The sequence below is a fragment of the Tannerella sp. genome, from assembly GCF_052170195.1.
Lineage (GTDB): Bacteria > Bacteroidota > Bacteroidia > Bacteroidales > Tannerellaceae > Tannerella.
In genome coordinates, this window is record NZ_JBQNAZ010000001.1 from 129,426 (window position 1) to 155,130 (window position 25,705).

Here is a 25,705-nt window from a genome sequence, read left to right on the forward strand (position 1 = left end):
TCTTTTTAATGTCTTTTAAATGTTATTTTTAATGTTTGAAATGGCGGACACCGGTCTTCACCATTTTCATTTCGTGTGCATTGCAATACTCGACCGAAAGATGGTCGTTGACCGATCCTCCGGGTTGTATTACCGCAGTGATGCCGGCTTTGTCTGCAATTTCCACGCAGTCGGGGAATGGGAAAAAAGCGTCCGAAGCCATGACGGCGCCTTGCAGGTCGAAGCCGAAGTGCTTCGCTTTCTCAATCGCCTGTTTTAACGCGTCCACACGCGAAGTCTGCCCTGCACCGTTGGCGCAAAGCTGTTTGTTCTTGACCAATGTGATGGCATTTGATTTACTATGCTTCACGATCTTGTTGGCAAACAAGAGGTCTGCTTTTTCCCGTTCGTCCGGTGTCTCGTTGGTCAACGGTTCGAGGTCTGCTTCTGTCTGAATGCTCAGGTCGCGGTCTTGTATGAGCACGCCGTTCAATAGTGAGCGGAATTGTTCTGTTCGCTGCTCTTTTTGCTTCCGCAGCAGAATGATGCGGTTTTTTTTCTGTTTCAGTATGTCAAGTGCATCCGTCATGTAATCGGGTGCAATGATGACTTCGAAGAAAATTTTGTTGATTTCTTCGGCCGTTTCGCGGTCGATGACTTCGTTCGTCACGAGGATACCTCCGAAAGCCGAAACGGGATCGCCTGCCAGCGCATCCGTCCATGCCTGAAGCAGGATCGGGCGTGAAGCTATGCCGCACGCATTCGTGTGTTTGAGGATAGCGAAAGTAGGCTCGTCAAATTCGTCGATGAGTGACACGGCCGCATCGATATCCAGCAGATTGTTATATGAAATCTCTTTGCCGTGCAACTGATCGAACAGCGCATCGAATTTTCCGACAAATACTCCTTTTTGATGCGGATTCTCACCGTAACGCATCCGTTTGGCCTCATCGAAAGCGCCTCGGAACGCTGAGTATTCGTCCCCGTCGAAATAGCGGAAGATCGCCGTGTCGTAAGCAGACGAAACGGCAAAAGCTTCTTTGGCGAACCATCGTCTGTCTTCAATCGTTGTTTGCGCACCTTTCTCGTCGAGTAGGTGCATGAACGGTTTATATTGTGCTTTGGAAGCAATAATCACCACATCCCGGAAATTCTTCGCAGCCCCGCGGATCAGCGAAATACCGCCGATATCGATCTTTTCGATAATCGCTGCTGCATCGGCTCCCGATGCCACCGTTTCTTCGAACGGATACAAGTCTACGATCACCAGGTCGATACTGGGTATTTCGTATTGCGAAAGTTGTTGACGGTCTTCTTCCTGCTCACGACGCGCCAAGATCCCCCCCAAGATTTTAGGATGAAGCGTCTTTACGCGTCCGCCCAGAATGGAAGGGTAGCCTGTCAAGGTCTCTACAGCTTCGCAAGGAAGCCCTAACGACTCAATAAAACCTTGCGTACCGCCTGTTGATACAAATTCGACCCCCTCATGATGAAGCTTTTTTAAAATATCGTCTAATCCGTCTTTATGATATACCGAGACTAACGCTCGTTTAATTTTTCTACTGTCTGTCATTCTACTAATTGGCCTCTATCTTTTTCTGTTTTTCGAAAAAGTCGCACAAAAATATTGATTTATTTTCATATAGCACCATAATGAAGGTGGAAAAAGCGTAGAAAATAGTCAAAATATATGTTATCTTTCTTTCTCGGATTTCAAAAAATGATATGAAACATCTTACTATACTTGTCGCATTTGTGGGTTTTCAGCTTATTCGGAAACTTTTTCTATCTTTGCCCTATCATAAACAATACTGCTAAAAATATGGCTGACGACAAGAAAATTATTTTTTCGATGGTGGGAGTAAGCAAAATTTTTCCGCCGCAAAAACAAGTGCTGAAGAACATTTACCTTTCGTTTTTTTACGGAGCCAAAATCGGGATAATCGGTTTGAACGGTTCCGGAAAGTCGACATTGTTGAAAATTATTGCCGGGCTTGATAAGGACTTTTTGGGCGAGGTTGTTTTTTCGCCCGGTTATACAGTCGGTTATCTGGAGCAAGACCCGCATCTCGAAGCCGGTAAGACCGTCAAAGAAATTGTGCAGGAAGGGGTACGGGAAACGGTCGACTTGCTGAAAGAGTTTGAAGAGGTAAATGAAAAATTCGGAGATCCGGAGGTGCTTGAAAATCCGGAAAAGATGGAGGCGCTGATGAATCGTCAGGCGGAGCTTCAGGATAAGATCGATGCGATGGACGCATGGAATCTCGACAGCAAACTCGAACGTGCGATGGATGCCCTTCGCTGCCCGCCCGAAGATCAGGTTGTCGATACGTTGTCAGGAGGTGAGCGCCGCCGTGTGGCGTTGTGCCGTCTGCTGTTACAACAGCCGGACGTGCTTCTGCTCGACGAGCCGACGAACCACCTCGACGCCGAATCGATCGACTGGCTCGAACAGCACCTGCAACAATACGCGGGCACAGTGATTTGCATCACACACGACCGTTATTTCCTCGACCATGTGGCCGGCTGGATTCTCGAACTCGACCGGGGGGAAGGAATCCCGTGGAAAGGCAACTACTCGTCGTGGCTCGATCAGAAAACACAACGTATGGCGCAGGAGGAGAAGCAAGCGAGCAAACGCCGGAAGACGCTTGAACGCGAGCTGGAATGGATACGCATGGCGCCGAAGGCCCGTCAGGCAAAAGGGAAAGCGCGTCTGAACTCCTATGAATCGTTGCTAAACGAAGACCAGAAGGAGCGTGAAACGAAGCTCGAAATATTTATTCCGAACGGTCCTCGTTTGGGTAATAAGGTGATCGAAGCGCATGATGTTGCCAAAGCATTCGGAGATAAATTGCTGTTCGACCATCTCAACTTCATGCTGCCGCCTAACGGTATCGTGGGAGTCATCGGGCCGAACGGTGCCGGAAAGACGACTCTTTTTAAGATGATTATGGGGCAGGAAACCATCGATAAGGGTGAGTTTGAAGTCGGCGAGACGGTTAAAGTCGGATACGTTGATCAGACCCACAAGGATATTGACCCGAATAAATCCGTGTATCAGGTGGTCTCGGGAGGAAATGATTTTATACGTGTCGGCGGAAAAGAAATCAATTCGAGGGCTTACCTTTCCCGATTCAATTTCGCCGGAGCCGATCAGGAGAAGTTGTGCGGCGTATTGTCGGGAGGCGAACGCAACCGACTGCATCTGGCGCTTGCTCTGAAAGCCGAAGCCAATGTGCTGCTGCTTGACGAGCCGACGAACGATATCGATGTGAATACGCTTCGCGCGTTGGAAGAAGGCTTGGAAAACTTTGCCGGCTGCGCTGTTGTCATCTCGCACGACCGTTGGTTTCTCGACCGAATCTGCACGCACATCCTTTCGTTCGAGGGGAACTCGGAAGTTGTATTTTACGAAGGCAGTTATTCGGACTACGAAGAATATAAGCGTAAGCAGGTCGGTTTTACCGAGCCGAAGCGAATCAGATACAGGCAACTGGTCAAATGACCTGTTGTCGTGTCATCACCATTTTATATTTATGTATCATGAAACGTGGAATTTTTTTGCTGTCCGCCATTGTGGCGGCGTGTATGACCGTAGGAAGCAGTCATGCACAAACGGAAGATTTGTTCAATGGCAAGGACTTGTCAAACTGGAACTTTGTAGTAGCTGACGGAAATACACCGGCCGAAGACGTGTTTTCCGTACAGGACGGTGTTATCCTCGTTCAGGGTAATCCGTTCGGCTATATGTACACGAAAAAGAAGTATGCCGACTTTACTTTGGAGGTCGAATGGGCGTGGGTCGATAAGCCTTCGAATAGCGGTATTTTTCTGATGATCAGTGATCCGAAGACTCCGTTCCCGAACGGTATCGAATGCCAGTTGCATGCCGGTGATGCCGGTGATTTTATTCTGCTCGAAGGCGCTGATCTCGCAGAGTATAAACAACCGGCAGGTGAAGATCGTCCGAAATTTCCGGTCGTTAAAAAACGTGCCGACTCGAACGAAAAACCTGTCGGAGAGTGGAACAAGGCCAAGATCGAAGTTAAAGACGGTGTTATGAAGGTGTACATTAACGATCTGTTGCAGAACACCGGAACGAGTAATGTGAAAGAAGGCTACATCGGTTTGCAAAGCGAAGGAGGCCTGATTCAATTTCGCACCGTGAAGGTAACTCCGGCCGGTTGAGGCCAAGCCTCACTCCGGTCAGAAAGGGTAGGGACTCTCCGATTGCACGGAAAGAAAGTCTTCGTTCGGTGCGAAAGGAGAGTTCTCGTTTTCTTCTCCCATATGATCGATCTGGTTCATGCTCGACGCATATTCCGTTGTAGCCAGATCTTCGTCTATATTCATAAATTTTGCAAATTCACTTTTGAAACGCAGACGGACATCGCCTGTGGCACCGTTACGGTGTTTCGCAACGATGATTTCAGCCAGACCGCGTAGGTCATTCCCTTTCTCGTCTTCAAAAATTTTGTAATATTCCGGCCGATGGATGAAGCATACCATATCGGCATCCTGTTCGATGGCTCCCGACTCACGCAAGTCGGCCAACTGCGGGCGTTTTCCTTCGATTCCCTGACGCGATTCGACCCCACGGTTTAACTGCGACAAGGCAATGATCGGAATCTTGAGTTCCTTGGCCAGCCCTTTCAATGACCGGGAGATGGTGCTCACTTCCTGCTCACGGCTGCCGAAGTTCATACCGCTGGCGTTCATCAGCTGCAGGTAATCGATGAAGATACATTGAATCCCATGTTCACGTACTAAACGTCGCGCTTTGGTACGTAGTTCGAAAATGGAAAGGCTGGGGGTGTCATCTACATAAATCGGGGCACCGTATAAATCTTTGATTTTATATTCGAGCTGTTCCCATTCGTACTTCTCCAGTCGTCCGCTTTTGATTTTCTCGCCGGATAATTCACATACGTTTACGATCAGACGGTTCACAAGTTGCACATTGCTCATTTCGAGCGAAAACATTGCAACGGGAATGTTGAAATTGAGCGCCATGTTTTTGGCCATTGAAAGCACAAAAGCCGTTTTACCCATCGCCGGACGAGCGGCAATAATCACCAGGTCGGAGTTTTGCCAGCCCGATGTGATTTTATCCAAGTATGTAAAACCACTTGCCAAACCGCTCAGATTTTCTTCCCGGTTGGCTGCTTTTTCTAATAACTCGCGGGCTTGTTTGATCACCGGATCGATTTGTGTCGCTTCATTCTTGATATTCTGTTGGGAGATTCTGAAAAGTTCACCTTCCGCCTCCTGCATCAATTCTTTGATATCGACCGTCTCATCGAAGGCTTTCCCTTGAATCATTCCGGTATAGCGGATCAGTTCACGTGCTAAATATTTCTGTGCGACGATCTGCGTATGGTATTCCAGATGCGCCGTACTGGCTATGTTTTCTGTTAAGCGTGAGATGTAGAGCGGTCCTCCGACCGTTTCCAGATCGCCGTTTTTTCTCAACTGCTCTACAACGGTCAGCATATCGATGGGTTGCTGACGGGCGGCTAAATCTAAAATCGCCTGATAAATCAGCTCGTGGGCTTTTTCATAAAAACTCTCGGGTTTAAGTATCTCGTTTACCTTGAAGAATGCCTCCTTCTCAAGCATCAACGCGCCGAGGATGGCCGCTTCAAGATCGCGGGCCTGCGGTTGTAATCTTCCCACATCGGAAACCTGTACGACCGTAGGCTTCTTCCGCGTCGCACTTTTTTTTTGTCCTTCTGCCATGTCTTGTTTTTGATAATTCGGGCATCAAAAATACAAGTTTTCAGGCAGACGGAAGCCCCGAAAAAAGAGAATTTATAACAAGGTTATTAACACCGATCAGTTAAAAAAGTCGTCGAATCCGGTTGCCTCGTTTACCTGACTCCTGTTATCTTTTGAAGAACCGCACGATACGGCATATTGTGACGGTACGTCAAAGTTTTCCGTTTCCGAATATCCCAATGTTTTATCGGCATACACTTTCTGCATGAACAAGGCAAAAATAGGTAACGCCATCGAAGCGCCTTGCCCTTCATTCATCCGGTCGAAATGGATCGAACGGTCTTCGCCACCCACCCAACATCCGGCCACAAGGCTGGGCGTAAATCCCATAAACCAGCCGTCGGAATTGTTCTGTGTCGTGCCTGTTTTGCCGCCCATGGGCGCACGCACGCCATACCGAAAGCGCAATCGACTTCCCGTACCGCCATCTACCACGCTGCGTAACATCCCGATCATCTTGCACGAGGCTTCTTCGGACAGTACTTCGTTGACTTGTGCCGAGAACGAAGCGATCGTATTTCCGTAAGAATCTTCGATACGGGTCACGTAAAGCGGCTCGACGCGAATTCCTTTATTGGGGAAGACACTGTATCCGCTTACCATCTCGCTGACTGAAATATCGGGTGTACCCAAACACATCGAAACGACCGGGTCAATATGTCCCTTCATGCCGTATGAACGCAGCAGGCGTACCAGCATATAGGGCGACAGTTGTTTCATCAGATAGGCCGTTACCCAGTTCGATGAGTTCTGCAGTCCCCACTGGATGGTCACTTCTTCGCCGATATGTTTGGCTCCTGCATTTTTAGGAGACCATTCCTTGCCGTTTTCATCGACGAGAACCTGTTGGACATGGAGCATTTTATCGCAAGGATCAACCCCTTCGATAACGGCCAGAGAATAGAGGAAAGGTTTCATGGTTGATCCGATCTGACGCCGTCCGGTCGAGACCATGTCGTATTTGAAGTAATTGTAATCGATTCCGCCTACATAGGCTTTTACATATCCGGTTCGCGGATCCATAGCCATAAAGGCCGTACGCAGGAAACTTTTGTAGTAACGTATCGAGTCCATCGGCGTCATGGTAGTATCGATCGTTCCCGACCAACTGAATACTTGCATGTCGACCGGTGTTTCAAAACTCTTTTTAATCTCGTTGTCGGATTTTCCGGCGTTTTTTAATATACGGTAGCGATCGCTCTGCGCCATGGCGCGTGTAAGTATTTCTTCCCGCTGTTCTTTAGAAACACGTTGAGAGAAAGGCGCATATTCACGTCCTTTCTTTTCCTTGAAAAAGGCCGGTTGCAACGTTTGGCTCAGATGTTCGACCACGACTTCTTCGGCATATTGCTGCATGTGCGAGTCGATGGTTGTATAGACTTTCAGTCCGTCGGTATAAATGTTGTACGGTTCGCCATTTGCTTTTGTGTTTTTATTGCACCATCCATACAACGGGTTCGTTTCCCATGCCAGCGAATCATCCGAAAATTTCTGCGATTGCCACGCCGCATAATCGCTACGTACCGGCTTTTTAGCCGTCAGCATCAGGCGGAGGTATTCACGAAAATAGCGTGCCGGTCCTTCGTTATGATCCATCCGTGTGAAATGCAGTTTGAGCGGTAAGGCGCATAACGAATCACATGTGGCCGCAGTGAGGTAACCGGCTTTCTTCATCTGAAGGAGTACCGTATTGCGCCGATTGCGTGTGCGCTCGTTGTGACGGACCGGATTATAGTACGATGGATTTTTACACATCCCGACAAGTGTAGCCGCCTCTTCGGCCTTCAAGGTTTTCGGGGACTGTCCGAAATAAACACGGGCAGCCGACTGAATGCCTACGGCGTTGTAAAGAAAATCGAACTTGTTCAGATACATGTTGATGATTTCTTCTTTCGTATAGTAACGCTCCAGACGTACGGCGATCACCCATTCGATCGGTTTTTGCAGCAAACGTTCGCTTAGATTTTCAACACGAGGAGAAAATAGCTGTTTGGCCAATTGCTGAGTGATCGTACTGCCGCCACCGCCGCTTTTTTGCATCAGCAGTCCGCGTTTGACAACAGCACGAAACAAACCGCGCACATCGATGCCGCAATGTTTTGTAAAACGGACATCTTCCGTCGCGATTAAGGCTTTGACGAGGTCGGGAGATAAATCGTTATAGCTAACATAGATGCGATTGTCCTTACCGTACGAATAGCTGCCCATCATCTTGCCGTCGGACGAGATGACCTGCGTCGCGTAACGGTCGATGGGGTTCTCCAACTGTTCAATGGGAGGGACGTAGCCGATCATTCCCTTGCCGATGGCTATAAAGATCAGGATGCTTGCAAAGACAAACAGCCCGGCCAACGACCAGAGTGTCACGATCAGATATCCGCGTCGCTTCGGCGTCAGATTCAGTTTGCGACTCATCCATGCCGAGGTTTTGCGGTATTCGGCAATCACTTTCGATAAGATAGCTTTGATTTTCTCCTTCATCATTACGTTATAAATCTTTTTCAGCAGATACGGTCGACAGCAACTCGTCCGAATCATCTTCCGCTTCTTCCGGCGCTTTTTTTACAAAGAAAGCGCTCAACTCGTACAAGCCGTACAGGGGGAAGAAGACAAGCGACAGCGTGAACGGATCGCCACTGGGTGTGATAAGCGCTGCCGCTACCAACAAGCCTACGATGGCATAACGCCGATAGGTGCGGAAAAACGAGCGGTTCAGGATGCCTATCTGCGAAAGCAACCACGACAGCAACGGCATCTCAAAAACAATCCCCATGATGAAGATCATCATCAGGAAATTGTCCATATACGATTCGAGCGAAACCTGTTCCGAGATAGCTGCACTCAACTCGTAAGTTGCCAAGAATCGGAGCGTCATCGGGAATACGATAAAATATCCTACGCTGCATCCGATAAAAAACATAACGGTACCAAACGAGAAAACCCAGCGAAGGCTTTTCATCTCGTTTTCGTAGAGCGCCGGTCGAATAAATTTCCATACCTCATACACTAAATAAGGAAACGTCAGAAGCAATGCCAGCCAGAAAGAGGAAGACATGTGCGTGAAAAACTGGGTAGCCAGTTTGATGTTGACGATGTTTACCTTAAAAGCCGGATCGCAGAAATCCGGCAGGAACGATACGCTCGACGTCACCTTGCACATCAGCCGGTAGGTGGCAAAATCGCCGTAACAGGGAGCCATGATGACGTGATCGAACAGATAACGCATCACGGAGAAAGAAGCAATCGTAAAAACAAGAAGAGCCAAAATGCAGCGAAACAGAGTCCACCGAAGCGCTTCCAGGTGATCCCAGAAGGACATTTCGTCATTTTGCTGTGACATGTTTATTTCGGTGCTTTTATTTCGTCGTGTCCGTATCGTTCAAATTGATATCGTCTTCGATGCCTTTGACTCCGTCTTTAAAGTTCCGAATGCCTTTTCCCAATCCTTTCATCAGTTCGGGAATCTTTTTCCCGCCGAAGAGCAATAAGACGACGATGGCAATAATGATGATTTCACCGGTACCGAAATTTCCCAAAAACAATAACAGATTCATATATGAATAAATAAAGTTAATAATTCGTTTTGTCTGGGAGGCAAAGGTACAATTTGAAAATGATTCGACGATCCTTTTTACTAAATTTATTACTTTTGCGGCGTCTAAAAAAATAAAACAGAAGATTATGAATGCGTATGTATTCCCCGGACAGGGGGCACAATTCGTTGGAATGGGAAAAGATCTCTATGATCATAACCCTCTTGCTAAAGAACTTTTTGAACAGGCGGATGCCGTGCTCGGATTCCGTATTACGGACCTGATGTTTGCCGGAACGGACGAGGATTTGAAACAAACAAAAGTCACTCAACCGGCTATTTTCCTGCATTCGGTTATTTTGGTCCGCACGCTGGGAGCCGACTTCCAACCCGATATGACGGCCGGACATTCCTTAGGTGAATTCTCGGCGCTCGTAGCGGCGCAGGCGTTGTCGTTCGAAGATGGTCTGAAGCTGGTTTCAAAACGGGCGCAAGCCATGCAGAAAGCTTGCGAGCTGGCGCCGTCGACGATGGCTGCCGTGATCGGACTGCCGGACGAAACAGCCGAAAAGATATGCGCTGAGATTACGGACGAAGTCGTGGTCTGCGCCAATTATAACTGCCCGGGGCAGATCGTGATTTCCGGGAGCATGGCCGGTATTGATGCAGCATGCGAGAAGTTAACGGCTGCCGGTGCGAAACGCGCGCTCAAGCTGAAGGTAGGCGGTGCATTCCACTCGCCGCTGATGGAACCGGCACGCGCCGAGCTGGCCGAGGCGATTGAATCGACCGCGTTCAGCAAGCCTGTCTGTCCGGTCTATCAGAATGTGGACGCCCGTCCGCAAACCGATCCGGACGTGATTCGTAAAAATCTTGTCGCTCAACTTACCTCGCCCGTGCGCTGGACACAGACCGTGCAAAACATGGTGGCCGACGGCGCTACGCGTTTCGTCGAGCTGGGGCCGGGCAACGTGTTGCAGGGACTGATCAAGAAAATAAGCGGTAACGTTGCAACCGAAGGAAAACAATAATCCGATGGACGGGGGAAGCAGTCCGGTTTACGACAGGAATACGCTGGAATTCGTTACCGTGGCGTTCGAGTTTTGCTCGTGGATGGAATCCGTCGAGCATGACTTGCCGGCCTTTGTCGACAAGGCGACCAAGCTGCTCCCTCTGCTTTATCTGAAAGCTACGCTGCTGCCCGAAACGGAAGCGGATGACGATGCCGAGGTCTCGCACTTCGTCACGGAAGAAACGTATCATGCCCTCCGCGATCGCCTCGCTGCGCTGCTGGGCGAATACGACAGTTATCTGGAGACATTTACGCCCGACATGCAATACAGCGATACGCCTGTTGCGGCGTTTATTTCCGAAAACCTGTCCGACCTGTATCAGGACCTCGGCAACTTCGTTTCGCTCTTCCGGCAGGGATACGAAGAAACGATGCGGCTGTCGCTGGCGCTCTGCACGGAGAACTTCCGGATGTACTGGGGGCAATCGCTCCTCAACGCCCTGAAGGCGCTCCATGCCGTGCGGTATAACGAAGAAACGTACCTGACAGAAGAAACGATATGACGTATACTCCGAACCTTTCAAAGATTACGAAAGAAGAAATTGCGACGTTGCCCGTGGAGTCGTTTCCGGGGCATATCGTCGTGGTAGATCGCCCTGAGGAGGTCGAGCAGGCTGTTCGTATCCTGTCGGCAAGCCGTTGTGTGGGATTTGATACGGAAACGCGTCCGAGCTTCAAAAAAAATCAACATCACAAAGTCGCGCTTATGCAGCTCTCGACCGAGAACGTCTGTTATCTTTTCAGACTTAATCATCTGGATGGCATTCCGGAACCGCTGATCGCGTTTCTGAAAGATGAACGGATTACGAAAATCGGGTTGTCGTTGCCGGACGACTTCCACATGATGCGTGAGCGCGTCAAAGACCTCAGACCGGCGGGCTTTATCGACTTGCAGAAAATCATGCCTTCGTATGGCATCGAAGAGGCGAGCCTGCAAAAAATCTACGCGATTCTGTTCGGGAAAAAAATCTCGAAACGTACACGTCTTACGAATTGGGATGCCGATATTCTGACGGACGCCCAGCAGAATTACGCCGCGCTTGACGCGTGGGCTTGTCTGCGCATCTATCAACTGTTGAAATCCGAAGAATCATGACATACTGTAAAATCTATCTTAAGCCGAAGAAGGAGGAATCGGTGCTGCGTTTTCATCCGTGGATTTTCTCCGGTGCCATTGCTCATATCGAAGAGAAACCGAGTGAAGGCGACTTGGTCGAAGTGTACAGTGCCGGGCGGTCTTTCCTCGGTATCGGACACTATCAGATCGGAAGCATTGCCGTGCGTTTGCTCTCGCTCGAGCCGGTGTCGATTGATCATGCGTTTTGGACGGAACGGATACGGACGGCCTGCCGGGTGCGTTGGATGCTCGGGCTGGCAGGCCGCGGCGACAACAACACGTATCGCCTCGTTTACGGAGAGGGCGACCGTCTGCCCGGCCTCGTGATCGATATATATGGCGACACGGCGGTGATGCAGGCACATTCCGTGGGGATGCACCATCTGCGAAAGGAGATCGCCGAGGCGCTGCGTGAAGTGCTCGGCGAGGTGATTCGTCATATTTATTACAAGTCGGAAGGGACGTTGCCTTATAAAGCCGGTCTCGATTCGATGGACGGATATCTGTACGGCGGGCATCGGACGGAAGCGCATATCGCCGTCGAGAACGGGCTGAAGTTTCGCGTGGACTGGGAGAAGGGGCAGAAGACAGGCTTTTTTATCGATCAGCGCGAGAACCGCCGGCTGGTTGAACAGTATGCGCGGGAACGCTCGGTGCTGAATATGTTTTGTTATACGGGCGGATTTTCAGCATACGCCATGCAGGGAGGCGCACGGGTCGTACACTCGGTCGACAGCTCGGCCAAGGCCATATCGCTGACGAAAGAGAACGTGGCGTTGAACTTCCCGGACGATCCGCGTCACGAAGCGTTTGCCGAAGACGCGTTCGATTATCTCGACCGGGCGGGCGACTCGTATGATCTGATCATCCTCGATCCGCCCGCATTTGCCAAGCATCGCGACGTGCTTCGCAATGCCTTGCAGGGGTATCGCAAACTCAACGCGCTTGCGTTTGAGAAGATTCGTCCTAACGGCCTTTTGTTTACTTTCTCCTGCTCGCAGGTGGTTAGTCGCAACGATTTCCGGCTGGCCGTGTTCAGTGCGGCGGCGCAATCGGGGCGCCATGTGCGGATTCTGCATCAGTTGACTCAGCCGGCCGATCATCCGGTCAATATCTATCATCCCGAAGGGGAGTATCTGAAAGGATTGGTGCTGCATGTGGAGTAAAGAGCAGGCGCTGACGAATGCCGAAATCCGGAAGATGCGCAACGGCGAATGGCCGGATTTTTCGGATGCGGGCATGCAGGCCGGTTTCAAGCATGCCAAGCAGCTGCTGGCAAAGCTGCGTATGATGTCGACTTACGACGACGGGTACCGGGCCGTGCTCGAAGCGTTGATCCCCGGTATCCCTGCCTCGACCGTCATCTGCCCACCGTTTCATTGCGATCACGGACACGGCATCATCCTCGGCGAGCACGTTTTTATCAATGCCAATTGTACGTTTCTCGACGGCGCTTATATCCGCATCGGCGCGCATACGCTGATTGCTCCCAACGTGCAGATTTATACGCCGCATCATCCGCTCGATTATCGCCTGCGGCGCGAGGGGAGGGAGTATGCTTATCCCGTTACCGTCGGGGCTGACTGCTGGATCGGCGGCAGCGCCGTGATCTGTCCCGGCGTTACGATTGGCGACCGCTGCGTGATCGGCGCCGGCAGCGTCGTAACGCAAGATATCCCTGACGACTCGTTGGCCGTCGGCAATCCCTGCCGCGTTATCCGTCGACTGACGTAAAAAGAGAAGGTGGAAGGCTTTTTTTTGTCTCTGACGGAGCATTTTTTCGTTCTGACGTGGTATTTTTCTCTTCTGGCGGGGCGTTTTTTCCGTCTGCCGTTTTGTTTTTTGTCTCTGACGGGGTATTTTTTCGTTCTGCCGTGGCATATTTCTCTTCCGGCGGGGCATTTTTTCGTTCCGCCGTTCCGTTTTTTTGTCTCTGACATGACGTTTTCTCGTTCTGTCGTTCCGTTTTTTGTCTCTGACGGAGTGTTTTTTCGTTCTGTCACGGCGTTTTTCTCTTCTGACATGACGTTTTATCATTCTGACAGGGATAGAATCAAATCTTGTTGTGTAAGAAATGTGAAAAAAGTGGGTTTTGTTAAACTTTTTTTATTCCCGGATTAAAGTAATGTATTAAATGAAGGGAGTTATGACAACGAAAAATGAAAATTACGTATCGATGTGTAGGAGTGTAGAGGGTGTATTGGTTGCGCACGAAACCGTATGGCAGAGTAATACACGTTTTGTAAAGGAACGTACCCTTTTTGGTGATCTTTTAGGCAAAGTTCAGCAAGCGGGCGGGGAAAGCCTGATTGTTACGACGGGAGCAACGGCTGACAAGGCTGAGGCCGCTTCGAGACTTTTTTCGATGGTGACGGATTTGGGTAAACGAGCTTCTGTTTATGCATTGGATCATGATAATCAGGAGTTACATGACCATTTGCGAACGAGTAAAGGTGCGTTATCGAACATGCCGGACACGGTTTCGCTGGCCAAGGCGAAGGATATGTATACGCGTATGGAGGCGATCAAGCGTGATTTGGCCGATTATGGTATTACGGAGGAGGTTTTGGACGAATGCAAGCGTTTGATCGATGCTTACGATGCGTATATAACGCGTCCGCGCGATTTAATCGTGGAGCGGAAGGGACATAACCAAAGTCTTTCGGAGCTTTTGCGCGATTTGCGTCGCTGCGTTTACAAATTAGACAGTTTAATGAGTCTGTTTTCGGGTACACGATTCGAGACGGACTATCGGAACGCGCGCATTATCGTTGATTTGGGTACGCGGAAGAAGAAAGAAGAAGGGCCTCAGCCATAAGCCTCGGCCGCTTGTTCGGCGCAGCGTTCGCCGTCGATGGCTGCCGATACGATTCCTCCGGCATAACCGGCTCCTTCGCCGCAAGGGAAGAGGCCTTGCAGCGTGACGTGCTGCAAGGTCTCTTTGTTTCGCAGGATACGCACGGGTGAGGAGGTGCGCGTTTCGACCCCGATCAGGACGGCTTCGTTGGTGAGAAAACCGCTCGACACGCGGTCGGAATGGCGGAATCCCTCGCGTAGACGTGTCGTGATGAACTCCGGCATCCAGAAATGAAGCGGCGAGGCAAGCAATCCCGGTGTATAGGACGAAACGGGCAGGTGCGACGAGTTCTTTTTCCGTACAAAGTCGGCCATGCGCTGGGCGGGAGCCGTTTGGGTCATCCCGCCGTTCAGGCGGCAGAGGCGTTCGAGGCGTTCCTGAAAGTCCATGACGGATAAAACGGGTGGGAGGGAGGCATCTCCTTCGGGCATGCCTTGGCAGAGGCAGTCGGGCAGGTCTTCGGGTCTGATTTCGACGACCCATCCGGCGTTGGCCCATCGCGATCCGCGGTTGGAGGGCGACATGCCGTTGACGACGACCTCGTCGGGCGAGGTGGCCGACGGCACGACGAATCCTCCGGGACACATGCAGAAGGAGTATACGCCTCGTCCGGCGGCTTGCGTCACGAAGCTGTATTCGGCGGCGGGCAAGTATTTTCCGCGTCCGTCTTTGCGATGGTAACGGATGCGGTCGATCAGTTGCTGCGGATGTTCGAGCCGCACGCCGACGGCAATTCCTTTGGCTTCGATGGGGATGTTCCGTGCTGCGAGGTAACGATAAACGTCGCGTGCCGAGTGTCCGGTGGCAAGGATTACGGGGCCGTGAAACTCGCGTCCGTCACGTGTCCGCACGCCTTTCACTTCGTCCGCTTGTAAGAGGAGAGCCTCCATGCAAGTCTCGAAATGCACCTCTCCGCCGCAACGCAAAATCTGCTCGCGCATATTTTCGATGACGCGCGGGAGTTTATCCGTCCCGATATGGGGATGAGCATCCGAGAGGATGGCTGTGCTGGCGCCATGCCGGCAGAAAATGCGGAGGATGCGATCGACCGAGCCGCGTTTCTTGCTTCGGGTATAGAGTTTGCCATCGGAATAGGCGCCGGCGCCGCCTTCGCCGAAGCAGTAGTTCGATTCGGGGTCGACCGTGTGTTCACGACTGATCCGGGCGATGTCTATCTTGCGCCGCCGCACGTCTTTTCCGCGTTCGATGACGATGGGGTGCAACCCCAGTTCGATCAATCGCAAGGCCGCGAACAGTCCACCCGGCCCGGCTCCGACGACAACGACGGGTTTGGCCGTCGATACGTCGCGGTACTCGACAGGCGTAAATTCGGCCTCTGCCGGTTCTTCATCGATGAAGGCGCGTACCGTTACATTGACCCAGACCGTATGCTGTCGCGCATCGATCGAGCGTTTCAGTACGCGCACGGCACGGATGGTTTCGGGTTTCTCGCCCGTTTCGCGGCAAACGACTCTGCGCAACGATGCTTCGTTCGCCGCTTCTTCGGGTAATATACGTAATGACAGTTCTTTGATCATTTAACCGAATAAAAATTTAAAGACTTCTTCTACTTTTCTGACCTGAAAGATTTTCATTTTGCTTTCCAACGCTTCCAGTCCTTTCATCTGCGGAACGATCATGCGTGTGAATCCGAGCTTCCCTGCCTCCTGAATGCGCTGTTCGATGCGGTTGACCGGACGTATCTTGACGACAACACAGCATTCTTTATAATGTTTTTAGAATCAGTTGAACTTTTTCTCTCAAAGGGGCTAAATCGGTCTCTATGGTAGCCCATACGATCTCATCCCGGATTTGATAATAGCCGTGAACTAATACATGTCGCATCCCTATGAGAGCATGCCATTCTATCTCCGAATATTCTTTTTTAAACTCATTCGTCAGCAAGTAGGCAGCCTCGCCTATAATTTCCAGATTCTTAATGATAGCAAAACGCAACATTTTATTTTGCCTGTATGTTTCAAATGTTTTGTTATTCGTAAACTCGAAAATATTATCAATTGCTTCAATGATGTGCAACAAACGTGCTTTATCTTTATTTTTTTCTCTCATATATAAGTATTTTATCGGCATTGACACTATCTTCGGCGAAGTCTTTCAGTTGTCCTTCTTCGACCAAGTCTATCTTTTTATTCAGTAACCGTTCCATCTTATATTGCATAGAGGCATAGGAGAATAAGGTTATTCTTATTCCTTTCAAAAAACGAACAAGTACATCGATATCACTTCCTTCTTTTTCTTCGTTGCGCGAATAAGATCCAAAAATCCATGCTTTATCTACCGGTTGTGTCCGGAAAAAATCGGATAATTTATCAATCATCAATTTGTCCATATCTTTTCTGTCGTTGTTATGCGGATACAAAGATAATGTGTTTAATTCGCCTGTTAAAATCATCCTTATCCGAATAGCTGCCGGAAGGCTTCTTCTACTTTTCTGACCTGAAAGATTTTCATTTTGCTTTTCAACGCCTCCAGTCCTTTCATCTGCGGAACGATCATGCGTGTGAATCCGAGCTTCCCTGCCTCCTGAATGCGTTGTTCGATACGGTTGACCGGACGTATCTCGCCCGAGAGCCCCACTTCGCCCGCCATACACGTGCTGCGATCGATCGGGATGTCCAAACTCGACGACAATACGGCGCTGATCACCGGCAGGTCGATGGCCGGATCGCTTACACGCAGCCCTCCTGCGATGTTCAGGAAAACGTCTTTCTGCACGAGTTTGAAGCCGGCGCGTTTTTCCAGCACGGCCAGTAACATATTCATCCGCCGGAGGTCGAACCCCGTCGCACTGCGCTGAGGCGTCCCGTATACAGCGCTGCTGACGAGCGACTGCGTCTCGATCAGGAAGGGACGGGCGCCCTCCATTGCTGCCGCGATGGCTACGCCGCTAAGCCCCTCGTGACCTTCGGTCAGAAGCAGTTCGGAGGGATTCTCGACCTGCCGCAATCCGCTCTGCCGCATCTCATAGATGCCTAACTCGGAAGTGCTTCCGAAACGGTTTTTGATGCTCCGCAGGATGCGATACATGTAATGCTGGTCGCCCTCGAACTGCAACACCGTATCGACAATGTGTTCGAGTACCTTCGGCCCGGCTATGCTGCCTTCCTTATTGATATGTCCGATCATCAGCACGGGCGTTCCCGTCTCTTTGGCAAACTTCAGCACTGCTGCGCTGCACTCACGCACCTGAGTGATGCTGCCCGGCGACGATTCGGCCCGGTCGGTAAACATCGTCTGGATGGAATCGATGATCAAGAGATCGGGTTGGAGGTTCTGCGCCTGTACGAAAATCTGTTCGAGATTCGTTTCGCAATACACATGGCAATTGCCCATATCGGTGTCTTTTCCGGCCAGACGGTCGGCACGCATCTTTAACTGTTGAGCGCTCTCTTCGCCCGAGACGTAGAGCGTATGCAAATCTTTCATCTGCAAAACGGTTTGCAATACCAGCGTAGATTTTCCGATGCCCGGCTCTCCCCCGACAAGTACCAGCGAACCTTTGACTAACCCGCCGCCTAACACACGGTTCAACTCCGCATCGTGCATATCGATACGTGTTTCTTCTTTTGCCGTGACATCGCGCAGCAGGTGGGGCTTCATGCCTTCACGTACGATTCCCGGAACAGACCGCCATGCCGCAGGTTCTTTCTTTACAAGTTCTTCTACATACGTGTTCCACGCGCCGCACGACGGACATTTACCGACCCACTTGGGCGATTCGGCACCGCAGTCGGAACAGATATATACCGATTTTACTTTAGCCATACATTATTTTTTTGAAGAGGTAAAGGTAAGAAAAATATCGGAACATGTTACGCTCTGTTCGGGGATCGGATCATACGGGACTCGGGACGGTGGATGGAGGGAGGAGGAGAGGGAGATGTTTTTATGGGAGATGCTGAAGCAACAGTACAAAAAAGGACTGTCCTTTTTTCTTCGGACAGCCCCTTTTCGCCTTTATCTTCTATCGTATTAATTAAAGTTTATTGTCTGAGCCTAATACATTTTTAATCTTGTGGATGTAAAGGGCCTTGGCTGCATCGCGTGCCGGACCTAAATACTTACGCGGATCAAATTCGGCCGGTTTCTCGGCAAACACTTTGCGAATGGCTGCTGTCATGGCTAAGCGGCTGTCGGAGTCGATGTTGATCTTGCAAACGGCCGACTTGGCAGCTTTACGCAACTGTTCTTCCGGAATGCCGATCGCATCTTTCAAGGCGCCGCCGTATTTGTTGATGGTATCTACATCTTCTTGCGGTACGGACGACGAGCCGTGGAGTACAATCGGGAAACCCGGCAATTCTTTTTCCACTGCTTCCAGAATTTCGAAAGCCAAAGGCGGAGGAACAAGGCGTCCGTCCGCATCGCGCTTGCACTGTTCGGGTTTGAACTTGTTTGCTCCGTGCGAGGTGCCGATCGAGATCGCCAGCGAGTCACAGCCGGTTTTCGTTACAAAGTCAACGACTTCTTCCGGCCTCGTGTAGGTGTGATGTTCTGCTACGACATCGTCTTCAACGCCTGCCAGAACGCCTAATTCGCCTTCTACCGTTACATCGTGCTGATGAGCATATTCAACGACTTGTTTCGTCAGTGCGACGTTTTCGTCGTACGGAAGATGCGAACCGTCGATCATGACGGAAGAGAATCCCATGTCAATACAGCTTTTACATAGCTCGAAAGTATCACCATGATCGAGATGAAGAACGATTTGCGGATTCGGGCATCCGAGTTCTTTGGCATAAGCAACGGCTCCTTCGGCCATATAACGCAGAATCGTCTGATTGGCGTACTTTCGCGCACCGCTCGAAACCTGTAAAATCACCGGCGATTTTGTTTCCACCGCAGCCTGAATGATGGCCTGCATCTGTTCCATGTTGTTGAAATTGAAGGCCGGAATTGCATAGCCTCCGTTGATTGCTTTTTTGAACATTTCACGTGTGTTCACCAAGCCTAAGTCTTTGTAATTTATCATTGTTTCTTGTGTTATATGTGAAAAATCAGGCTCAAAGGTACGAAAAAAATCAGGAATGAATTCATACGCGTCATTTTTTTTACGATTGTGTGCATAAATTATACGGGGCAATGCTATGAATTAGAATTTTACCGCTTTTTTCTTGTTTGTTTAAACAATTATGAATACTTTTGCACCCCGTATTTGGAAAAAGGAGACAAGATCATAATAAATTAAAAATAGAAGAACAATGAAAAAGGAACTTCATCCGGAAAATTACCGTCAGGTTGCTTTCAAAGACATGTCGAACGAAGAAGTGTTTATCACGCGTTCTACGATCAACACGAAAGAAACGATCGAGATTGACGGGGTTACCTACCCGCTGGTTAAACTGGAAATTTCCAGCAGTTCGCATCCGTTCTATACGGGCAAGGCGAAGCTGGTGGATACGGCCGGTCGTGTGGACAAGTTTATGAGCCGTTACGGCAACCGGAACAAAAAGTAAATGTAAAACATGTACGATCGAGAAGAGGACGCCGAAGAAGCGTCCTTTTTTGGGTCTGCATAAACATGATTCAGAGCCATGACAAACGAAAAATATCTACAAATCCTCAGTCGATTTGGTATTAAAGAAAATATCTTGTCTATCGAACCTTTCGGTAACGGACATATCAATGATACGCTGAAAGTGACTACCGAAGCCGGCACACCCGGTTATGTTTTACAACGTATTAATCATCACATCTTCACCAATGTGGAGATGCTCCAAAATAATATTCATACGGTTACATCGCATATCCGCGCGAAATTGCAGGAACGCGGAGAGGAGGACATCGATCGTAAGGTGCTGACTTTCCTTCCGGCCGATGACGGGAAACGGTATTATTTCGATGGCGAAAGTTATTGGCGCGTTTGCCTGATGATTCCTCGCAGTCGAAGTTTAGAAGAAGTGAATCCTTCTTCTTCTTATGAAGCCGGACGCGCTTTTGGCGATTTTCAATCGATGTTGTCCGATTTGCCCGAAGGAGCATTGGGCGAAACAATCCCGAACTTTCATAATATGGAATTCCGGTTGCAGCAATTTCACGAAGCGGTTCAGGCGAATGCGGCCGGACGTGTGGATGAGGTGAAAGACCTCATTGATGAAATTGAGAAGCGTGCCGAGGAAATGTGCGTTCAGGAAGAACTGTATCGTGAAGGCAAACTGAAAAAACGCACGAATCATTGCGATACGAAAGTCAACAATATCTTGTTCGATGAAGATGGGAAGGTGTTATGTGTGATTGATCTGGATACCGTAATGCCGGGGTTTGTCTTATCCGATATCGGCGATTTTATCCGTACCGGAGCCAATACGGGAGCCGAAGATGATGAGCAGCTTGATCGTGTGGGGGTAAACATGGAGATTTTCAAAGCATATACGCGCGGATACATGGAAAAGGCGAAATCTTTCCTTACGCCGCTCGAAATCGGTTTGCTCCCTTACGGAGGACGTCTGTTGACGTATATGCAGACGGTACGTTTCCTGACCGATTACCTCAATGGCGACATGTATTATAAAACGCACAAGCCGAAGCATAATTTGATTCGTACACGCGCTCAGTTTAAACTGCTGCAAAGTCTTGAGGCACATGCCGAGGAAATGAATGCGTTTATGAAAGAATGGCTGTAACCGGCTGCAGAACATTATACAGACTTGCCCCGTGATCACAAGATTTCGGGGCGAAGTTTTTTTGTGGCGAGATGTTCTTTTTTTCGTTGTGTTAATCTTTCCGAAGAACTCCATTTCAGAAAATTTCTCTAATTTTGTCCTCGCATTATTATAATATTATGGTATGGAAGATTTCAATGCTCTGATTACCCGTCGACGCAGCACGCGGAAGTTTACGGACGAACTGATCGCACCGGAAGAGGTGGAGCAACTCTTGAAAGCCGCTTTGATGGCTCCCACATCGAAGAACTCGCATTCGTGGCAGTTTATCACGGTCGAAGATAAGGATATGTTGACGCTGTTGGCGAGGTGTAAAAGCGCCGGGGGCGGGTTTCTTGAAGGATGTGCGTTGGCCGTTGTGGTGTTGGGGGATATGACGATAAGCGATGTGTGGGTCGAAGACGCCTCCATCGCCGCGATATATATGCAGTTGCAGGCCGAGGATTTAGGGCTTGGAAGCTGTTGGTGTCATGTCCGAAACCGTCTGACGGCCGATGAACGCGACTCGGAGCAATATGTCCGCGATTTGTTGGATATACCGTATCAGATGGGTGTCTTGTGCATCATTGGTTTCGGGCATAAGGATCAGGAACGTAAACCGTTCGATGAATCGCACCTGCTGTGGGAGAAGGTACATATCGGTAAATTCGCGTTGCCCGGTACATCGGAGGAAGCGACTCAGGCATGAAGGTCGTCTTTATCGGAGCCGGAAATGTAGCGACTCACCTGTCCGCAGCGATGCAGCAGGCCGGACTATGTATCTGTCAGATTTATAGCCGTACCGAAGAAAATGCACAAAGGCTGGCTGCAGAACACGCGTGTGCGTGGACAACGGATACCGGCGCGTTACGTTCGGATGCCGATCTATATGTCTTTGCTCTGAAAGACGCGGTTTTGCATAAAATCGTCGCACAGGTTTCCCCGAACGAAGGGCTTTGGCTGCATACGGCAGGCAGTGTGCCGATGGATATTTTTCGCGGATATGCCCGCCGCTATGGCGTGCTTTATCCGTTACAGACGTTCTCAAAAAAACGACCGGTCGATTTCCGGGATGTTCCTTGCTTTATCGAAGCCGATTCAGCACAAAGCGAACAGTGTCTGCGAACACTTGCCGAAAAGATATCTTCCGATATACGGCTGCTCTCTTCCGAGAAACGGCGTTATTTGCATCTGGCCGCGGTTTTTGCCTGTAACTTTACGAATCACATGTATGTCCTTGCCGATCGGATTTTGAGTGAGCAGGGGATAGATCCCGCCGTGCTGTTGCCGCTGATCGATGAAACGGCCGCAAAAATACATAGCCTTTCTCCTGCTGATGCACAGACGGGACCGGCCATGCGATACGATCGCAATGTGATTGAACAACAATCGGCCATGCTGACCGATCCGGTTGTGCGTGAGCTGTACGAATTAATCAGTAAGAATATTCACCTGTTATCTCAGTCTTGAACATTATGATACCTTATGATTTGACAAAAATAAAAGCTTTTCTGTTCGATGTGGACGGCGTGCTGTCGTCCGACAAAATCCCGCTGACCGACAATGGCGATCCGGCCCGAACCGTCAATATCAAAGACGGTTATGCGTTACAATTGGCTGTTAAGCACGGTTATCAGGTGGGCATCATCACCGGTGCCTACACGGAAAATGTACGTCTCCGTTTTGAACGTCTCGGGGTGCAGCATATTTATATGTGTAGCTCTATTAAAATAAAGGATTACGAAGATTTTCTTCAGAAGACCGGGCTGGAAGAAGAATCGATCGTATTTGCCGGCGACGATATCCCGGACTATGAAGTGATGCGCCGTGTCGGCTTGCCTATTGCGCCGGCTACGGCAGCGCCGGAGATCAAACACATCGCAAAATATATTTCGCCTCTGAACGGTGGCGACGGTATTGCCCGCGAAGTGATTGAACAAACGATGAAAGCGCAGCAAATGTGGATGACGGATAAAGCATTCGGTTGGTGAAAATTGCCGCCGTAATATACGCTTTGGGCTTTTTTTACGTTAATACACACGTAAAATAAAGGAAAGATGAGAAATCGTACGTTGGCGTCGCTTCTGTTTTTGTGGATGGCCATGGGGCTAAATGCTCAGGGCAAGGTGAAAGTTTCGGGAAATGTGCGGGATGCCGATGGCAACCCGTTGGAACTCGTAGCGGTACAGGTGAAGCATACACTGATAGGTGCGATGACCGATGAGAAAGGGTTTTATTCGTTGTCGGTTTCGCCGGGCGATTCCGTTGTGCTGCTTTTTTCGTGTCTCGGATACAATAAGGCGGAACGAGTGATTCCGCGTTTGACGCAAGATATGCGTGTGAACGTACAAATGAATTATACTTCCCTCGAACTGAACGAAGTGTCGGTGACGGCGATTCGCAGGCAGACGACTACGATGGAGACGCTTGATGCCGGTCGTTTGAAGATTCTTCCTGATCCATCGGGCGGAAGTATCGAAAGTTTGGTAGTGACGTATGCCGGAGTGTCGTCGAACAATGAACTGAGTACCCAATATTCGGTACGGGGGGGGAGTTTTGACGAAAATCTGGTATACGTGAACGGAATGGAGGTCTTTCGTCCTTTGCTGATACGCTCGGGACAGCAGGAAGGATTGAGCTTTGTCAATCCGAACCTGACAGAAAACGTGCAGTTCTCGGCCGGCGGTTTCGATGCGCGTTATGGAGATAAGATGAGTTCCGTCTTGGATATTTCATATAAAAAGCCGACAAAACTGGAAGGATCGGCTTCGGTCGGTGTGCTTGGCTCTTCGAATTTGAACATCAGCACTGCTAGTGCGTATGTAGGAAGCGGAAGTAAGAAATTTACACAAGTTACGGGCATACGTTACAAAATGTCGAGCTCGCTTTTGAATAACCTTGTTGGTCGTGCCGAGTATGTGCCCCGTTTCGTGGATTTGCAAACGTTCATGACCTATAAACCCGCCCCGAAGTGGGAGCTTAATTTTCTGGGAAACCTTTCGTCTAACCATTACAAATATGTTCCGATCGAGTTGGAAACCACATTTGGTACGGTAAAAAATAAGCAAAAATTTCATGTGTTTTTCGATGGTCGGGAACGTGACAAGTTTGAAACGATCTATGGGGCTTTGACGTTGAAACATCAGTTAAGTACAAAATCGGAACTGGGCTTGCAGGCTTTCGCTTTCCGGAGTAATGAAGAGGAAAGCTACGATTTGACCGGAAATTATCGTCTGGATAAAGCCGGTGAAGAGGGAGACGATAAAAAGATCGTTGAGGGTGAGAAATCCATTGCTCTGGCCTCCTATCACGAACATGCGAGAAACAGGTTGCAAGCGACTGTTGGTCATATCGGACTGTATGGGATGACACAGCTTACAGCCCATCAAACATTAAAGTGGGGTGTTAACGCTCAGATAGAACGTATCATCGATAAAATCAGCGAATGGGAAAGTCGAGATTCGTCCGGTTATTCGTTACCGCAGACCGGTAAGGAAGTGAACGTGATTGCCAATCTTTTTTCCGATAATAAATTGATTAGCAAACGTCTGGCTGCGTATGTTCAAGATATGTTCAAGTTTCGTACCGAACAGGGATTGTTCACGCTGGTTGGCGGCATACGGGGTAGTTATTGGACATATAGCAAGGAGTTTCTTTTCAGTCCGCGTGCCTCGCTGGGCTTTATCCCGAATGCCAATCAGGATCTTACGCTGCGTTTTGCGACCGGACTGTATTACCAGTCTCCTTTTTATAAAGAATTACGTACCGAGGTGAAGGATAAAGATGGAAATACGGTGATCCGGCTGAATGATCAGTTGAAGTCGCAACGGTCGATTCATTTTATTTTGGGAAGTGATTACGGATTTAAGGTCGGCAGCCGAAATTTTAAGTTGACAACGGAGCTGTATTATAAGAGTCTGAGCAATATCAATCCCTATACATTAGATAATGTGAAGATACGATATTATGGGGAGAATTGTGCGAAAGGTTACATCGCCGGATTGGATATGAAACTTTTCGGTGAATTTGTGCCCGGAACCGATTCCTGGATCAGCTTGTCGTTGATGAAATCACGTCAGACGATTGAACGAAGTGGACGGGAAACAGTCAGCGTATCGATGCCTAACAGTCCCGCGTATAATATTTCCCTTTATTTTCAGGACTATTTTCCCGGTTACCGTCGAGCCATGCTCAATCTGCGCGGTGTGCTGACCGGAGGATTACCCGTTACGGTTCCACGTCGGGGATATGACGGAAGTAATTACAAAACACCACCTTATCGTCGTATAGACCTTGGCTTTACTTATCAACTGGCCGGAGGAGAAGATGCTTTGATGGAGCGGGGCTTTTTCCGGAATTTCAAAAGCATCTGGCTAGGACTTGATGTATTTAATGTATTCGATATATATAATACGAGTTCTTATTATTGGATAACGGATGTGTACAGCCATCAGTATGCGGTACCGAATTATTTGACCGGTCGCCAGCTGAATTTTCGTCTGACAGTCGATTTTTAATCGAATCATTAGATGATTTTACTCCTGATTTCTCGTTGTTCTTTATATCCTGTTTGGCTTATTTTTCTTTTTCTATATAATAATGTATGTTTGTTGGTTGTTTTTATTTTACTAGTTTTCTGCTACTTATAATTTTTTTCAAAAAAAACCTGCAAAAATATTTGGAGAATATGAATGTAGTATCTACT

At 49.2% G+C, this 25,705-nt stretch carries 25 protein-coding genes and 1 pseudogene; 15 read left to right on the forward strand and 11 right to left on the reverse strand.

What is annotated here, in order from left to right; translation table 11 throughout:
- Window positions 1-28: 28 nt before the first annotated feature.
- A complete protein-coding gene (gene purH / locus ACTTKA_RS00580; protein ID WP_442723573.1) occupies window positions 29-1,552 on the reverse strand; it encodes a bifunctional phosphoribosylaminoimidazolecarboxamide formyltransferase/IMP cyclohydrolase in 1,524 nt (507 codons plus the stop codon).
- 249 nt (window positions 1,553-1,801) lie between these two features.
- On the opposite strand from purH, the gene ettA reads away from it, so the two are divergent.
- Together ettA and ACTTKA_RS00590 are read left to right on the forward strand one after the other, a co-directional pair.
- Window positions 1,802-3,487 carry an energy-dependent translational throttle protein EttA gene (gene ettA, locus ACTTKA_RS00585; RefSeq protein WP_442723574.1) on the forward strand — a complete coding sequence of 562 codons (1,686 nt, stop codon included), beginning with the start codon at window positions 1,802-1,804 and terminating at the stop codon, window positions 3,485-3,487.
- Between the two features lie 38 nt (window positions 3,488-3,525).
- Entirely contained in the window at window positions 3,526-4,170 is a 645-nt protein-coding gene (locus tag ACTTKA_RS00590) for a 3-keto-disaccharide hydrolase (protein WP_442714340.1), read from the forward strand.
- Between the two features lie 18 nt (window positions 4,171-4,188).
- Here ACTTKA_RS00590 and dnaB read toward each other — a convergent pair whose 3' ends face one another.
- The 4 genes from dnaB to tatA form a co-directional block, all read right to left on the reverse strand.
- Complete coding sequence (dnaB, locus tag ACTTKA_RS00595) at window positions 4,189-5,721, reverse strand: replicative DNA helicase (protein ID WP_442714339.1); 1,533 nt, start codon at window positions 5,719-5,721, stop codon at window positions 4,189-4,191.
- Between the two features lie 96 nt (window positions 5,722-5,817).
- Complete coding sequence (locus ACTTKA_RS00600) at window positions 5,818-8,055, reverse strand: transglycosylase domain-containing protein (RefSeq protein ID WP_442723592.1); 2,238 nt, start codon at window positions 8,053-8,055, stop codon at window positions 5,818-5,820.
- Window positions 8,056-8,248: 193 nt separating this feature from the next.
- On the reverse strand, window positions 8,249-9,100 hold the full coding sequence (gene tatC, locus ACTTKA_RS00605) for a twin-arginine translocase subunit TatC (protein ID WP_442723575.1): 852 nt from the start codon (window positions 9,098-9,100) through the stop codon (window positions 8,249-8,251).
- Window positions 9,101-9,116: 16 nt separating this feature from the next.
- Window positions 9,117-9,314 carry a twin-arginine translocase TatA/TatE family subunit gene (tatA, locus tag ACTTKA_RS00610; RefSeq protein ID WP_442714337.1) on the reverse strand — a complete coding sequence of 66 codons (198 nt, stop codon included), beginning with the start codon at window positions 9,312-9,314 and terminating at the stop codon, window positions 9,117-9,119.
- 127 nt (window positions 9,315-9,441) lie between these two features.
- On the opposite strand from tatA, the gene fabD reads away from it, so the two are divergent.
- The 7 genes from fabD to ACTTKA_RS00645 are packed head-to-tail and all read left to right on the forward strand — an operon-like array spanning window position 9,442 to window position 14,299.
- A complete protein-coding gene (fabD, locus tag ACTTKA_RS00615; protein ID WP_442723576.1) occupies window positions 9,442-10,323 on the forward strand; it encodes an ACP S-malonyltransferase in 882 nt (293 codons plus the stop codon).
- Window positions 10,324-10,327: 4 nt separating this feature from the next.
- Complete coding sequence (locus ACTTKA_RS00620; RefSeq protein ID WP_442723577.1) at window positions 10,328-10,867, forward strand: DUF5063 domain-containing protein; 540 nt, start codon at window positions 10,328-10,330, stop codon at window positions 10,865-10,867.
- On the forward strand, window positions 10,864-11,460 hold the full coding sequence (locus tag ACTTKA_RS00625; protein ID WP_442723578.1) for a 3'-5' exonuclease: 597 nt from the start codon (window positions 10,864-10,866) through the stop codon (window positions 11,458-11,460). The genes ACTTKA_RS00620 and ACTTKA_RS00625 overlap by 4 nt, the downstream gene beginning before the upstream one ends.
- Complete coding sequence (locus ACTTKA_RS00630; protein ID WP_442714335.1) at window positions 11,457-12,647, forward strand: class I SAM-dependent rRNA methyltransferase; 1,191 nt, start codon at window positions 11,457-11,459, stop codon at window positions 12,645-12,647. Before ACTTKA_RS00625 ends, ACTTKA_RS00630 begins: the two co-directional genes overlap by 4 nt.
- Entirely contained in the window at window positions 12,637-13,215 is a 579-nt protein-coding gene (locus ACTTKA_RS00635; RefSeq protein WP_385977095.1) for a sugar O-acetyltransferase, read from the forward strand. Before ACTTKA_RS00630 ends, ACTTKA_RS00635 begins: the two co-directional genes overlap by 11 nt.
- A 9-nt stretch (window positions 13,216-13,224) precedes the next feature.
- Entirely contained in the window at window positions 13,225-13,602 is a 378-nt protein-coding gene (locus tag ACTTKA_RS00640) for a hypothetical protein (RefSeq protein ID WP_442714334.1), read from the forward strand.
- A gap of 25 nt (window positions 13,603-13,627) precedes the next feature.
- Window positions 13,628-14,299 (forward strand): hypothetical protein, encoded by a 672-nt coding sequence (locus ACTTKA_RS00645; protein WP_442723579.1) that lies wholly within the window; start codon window positions 13,628-13,630, stop codon window positions 14,297-14,299.
- Here the strand turns inward: ACTTKA_RS00645 and ACTTKA_RS00650 are convergent.
- From ACTTKA_RS00650 to ACTTKA_RS00675, 6 genes and pseudogenes are all read right to left on the reverse strand, one after another.
- A complete protein-coding gene (locus tag ACTTKA_RS00650; protein ID WP_442723580.1) occupies window positions 14,290-15,876 on the reverse strand; it encodes an NAD(P)/FAD-dependent oxidoreductase in 1,587 nt (528 codons plus the stop codon). The genes ACTTKA_RS00645 and ACTTKA_RS00650 overlap by 10 nt on opposite strands.
- Window positions 15,877-16,044: pseudogene (locus tag ACTTKA_RS00655) on the reverse strand (DNA repair protein RadA); the annotation flags it as partial.
- A gap of 19 nt (window positions 16,045-16,063) precedes the next feature.
- Entirely contained in the window at window positions 16,064-16,408 is a 345-nt protein-coding gene (locus tag ACTTKA_RS00660) for a HepT-like ribonuclease domain-containing protein (protein ID WP_442714331.1), read from the reverse strand.
- Entirely contained in the window at window positions 16,392-16,688 is a 297-nt protein-coding gene (locus ACTTKA_RS00665) for a nucleotidyltransferase family protein (RefSeq protein WP_442723581.1), read from the reverse strand. The genes ACTTKA_RS00660 and ACTTKA_RS00665 overlap by 17 nt, the downstream gene beginning before the upstream one ends.
- Before the next feature lie 65 nt (window positions 16,689-16,753).
- Window positions 16,754-18,124, reverse strand: a complete 1,371-nt coding sequence (gene radA, locus ACTTKA_RS00670) for a DNA repair protein RadA (RefSeq protein WP_442723582.1) — start codon at window positions 18,122-18,124, stop codon at window positions 16,754-16,756.
- 211 nt (window positions 18,125-18,335) lie between these two features.
- Window positions 18,336-19,331, reverse strand: coding sequence for a class II fructose-bisphosphate aldolase (locus ACTTKA_RS00675; RefSeq protein ID WP_442714329.1), 996 nt, complete (start codon window positions 19,329-19,331; stop codon window positions 18,336-18,338).
- Between the two features lie 229 nt (window positions 19,332-19,560).
- Between ACTTKA_RS00675 and ACTTKA_RS00680 the strand changes: the two genes are divergently transcribed.
- From ACTTKA_RS00680 to ACTTKA_RS00705, 6 genes are all read left to right on the forward strand, one after another.
- Complete coding sequence (locus ACTTKA_RS00680; protein ID WP_124752651.1) at window positions 19,561-19,815, forward strand: type B 50S ribosomal protein L31; 255 nt, start codon at window positions 19,561-19,563, stop codon at window positions 19,813-19,815.
- Between the two features lie 78 nt (window positions 19,816-19,893).
- Window positions 19,894-20,982: a phosphotransferase enzyme family protein gene (locus tag ACTTKA_RS00685; protein WP_442723583.1), complete on the forward strand. Its 1,089-nt coding sequence runs from the start codon at window positions 19,894-19,896 to the stop codon at window positions 20,980-20,982.
- A gap of 163 nt (window positions 20,983-21,145) precedes the next feature.
- The gene (locus tag ACTTKA_RS00690; protein WP_442723584.1) at window positions 21,146-21,709 is read left to right on the forward strand and encodes a nitroreductase family protein; all 564 of its coding nucleotides are present in this window, start codon (window positions 21,146-21,148) and stop codon (window positions 21,707-21,709) included.
- Window positions 21,706-22,470 (forward strand): Rossmann-like and DUF2520 domain-containing protein, encoded by a 765-nt coding sequence (locus ACTTKA_RS00695; RefSeq protein ID WP_442723585.1) that lies wholly within the window; start codon window positions 21,706-21,708, stop codon window positions 22,468-22,470. The genes ACTTKA_RS00690 and ACTTKA_RS00695 overlap by 4 nt, the downstream gene beginning before the upstream one ends.
- 5 nt (window positions 22,471-22,475) lie before the next feature.
- Window positions 22,476-22,991: a KdsC family phosphatase gene (locus tag ACTTKA_RS00700; RefSeq protein ID WP_442714325.1), complete on the forward strand. Its 516-nt coding sequence runs from the start codon at window positions 22,476-22,478 to the stop codon at window positions 22,989-22,991.
- 66 nt (window positions 22,992-23,057) lie between these two features.
- Window positions 23,058-25,517 carry a TonB-dependent receptor gene (locus ACTTKA_RS00705; protein ID WP_442723586.1) on the forward strand — a complete coding sequence of 820 codons (2,460 nt, stop codon included), beginning with the start codon at window positions 23,058-23,060 and terminating at the stop codon, window positions 25,515-25,517.
- Window positions 25,518-25,705: the final 188 nt, after the last annotated feature.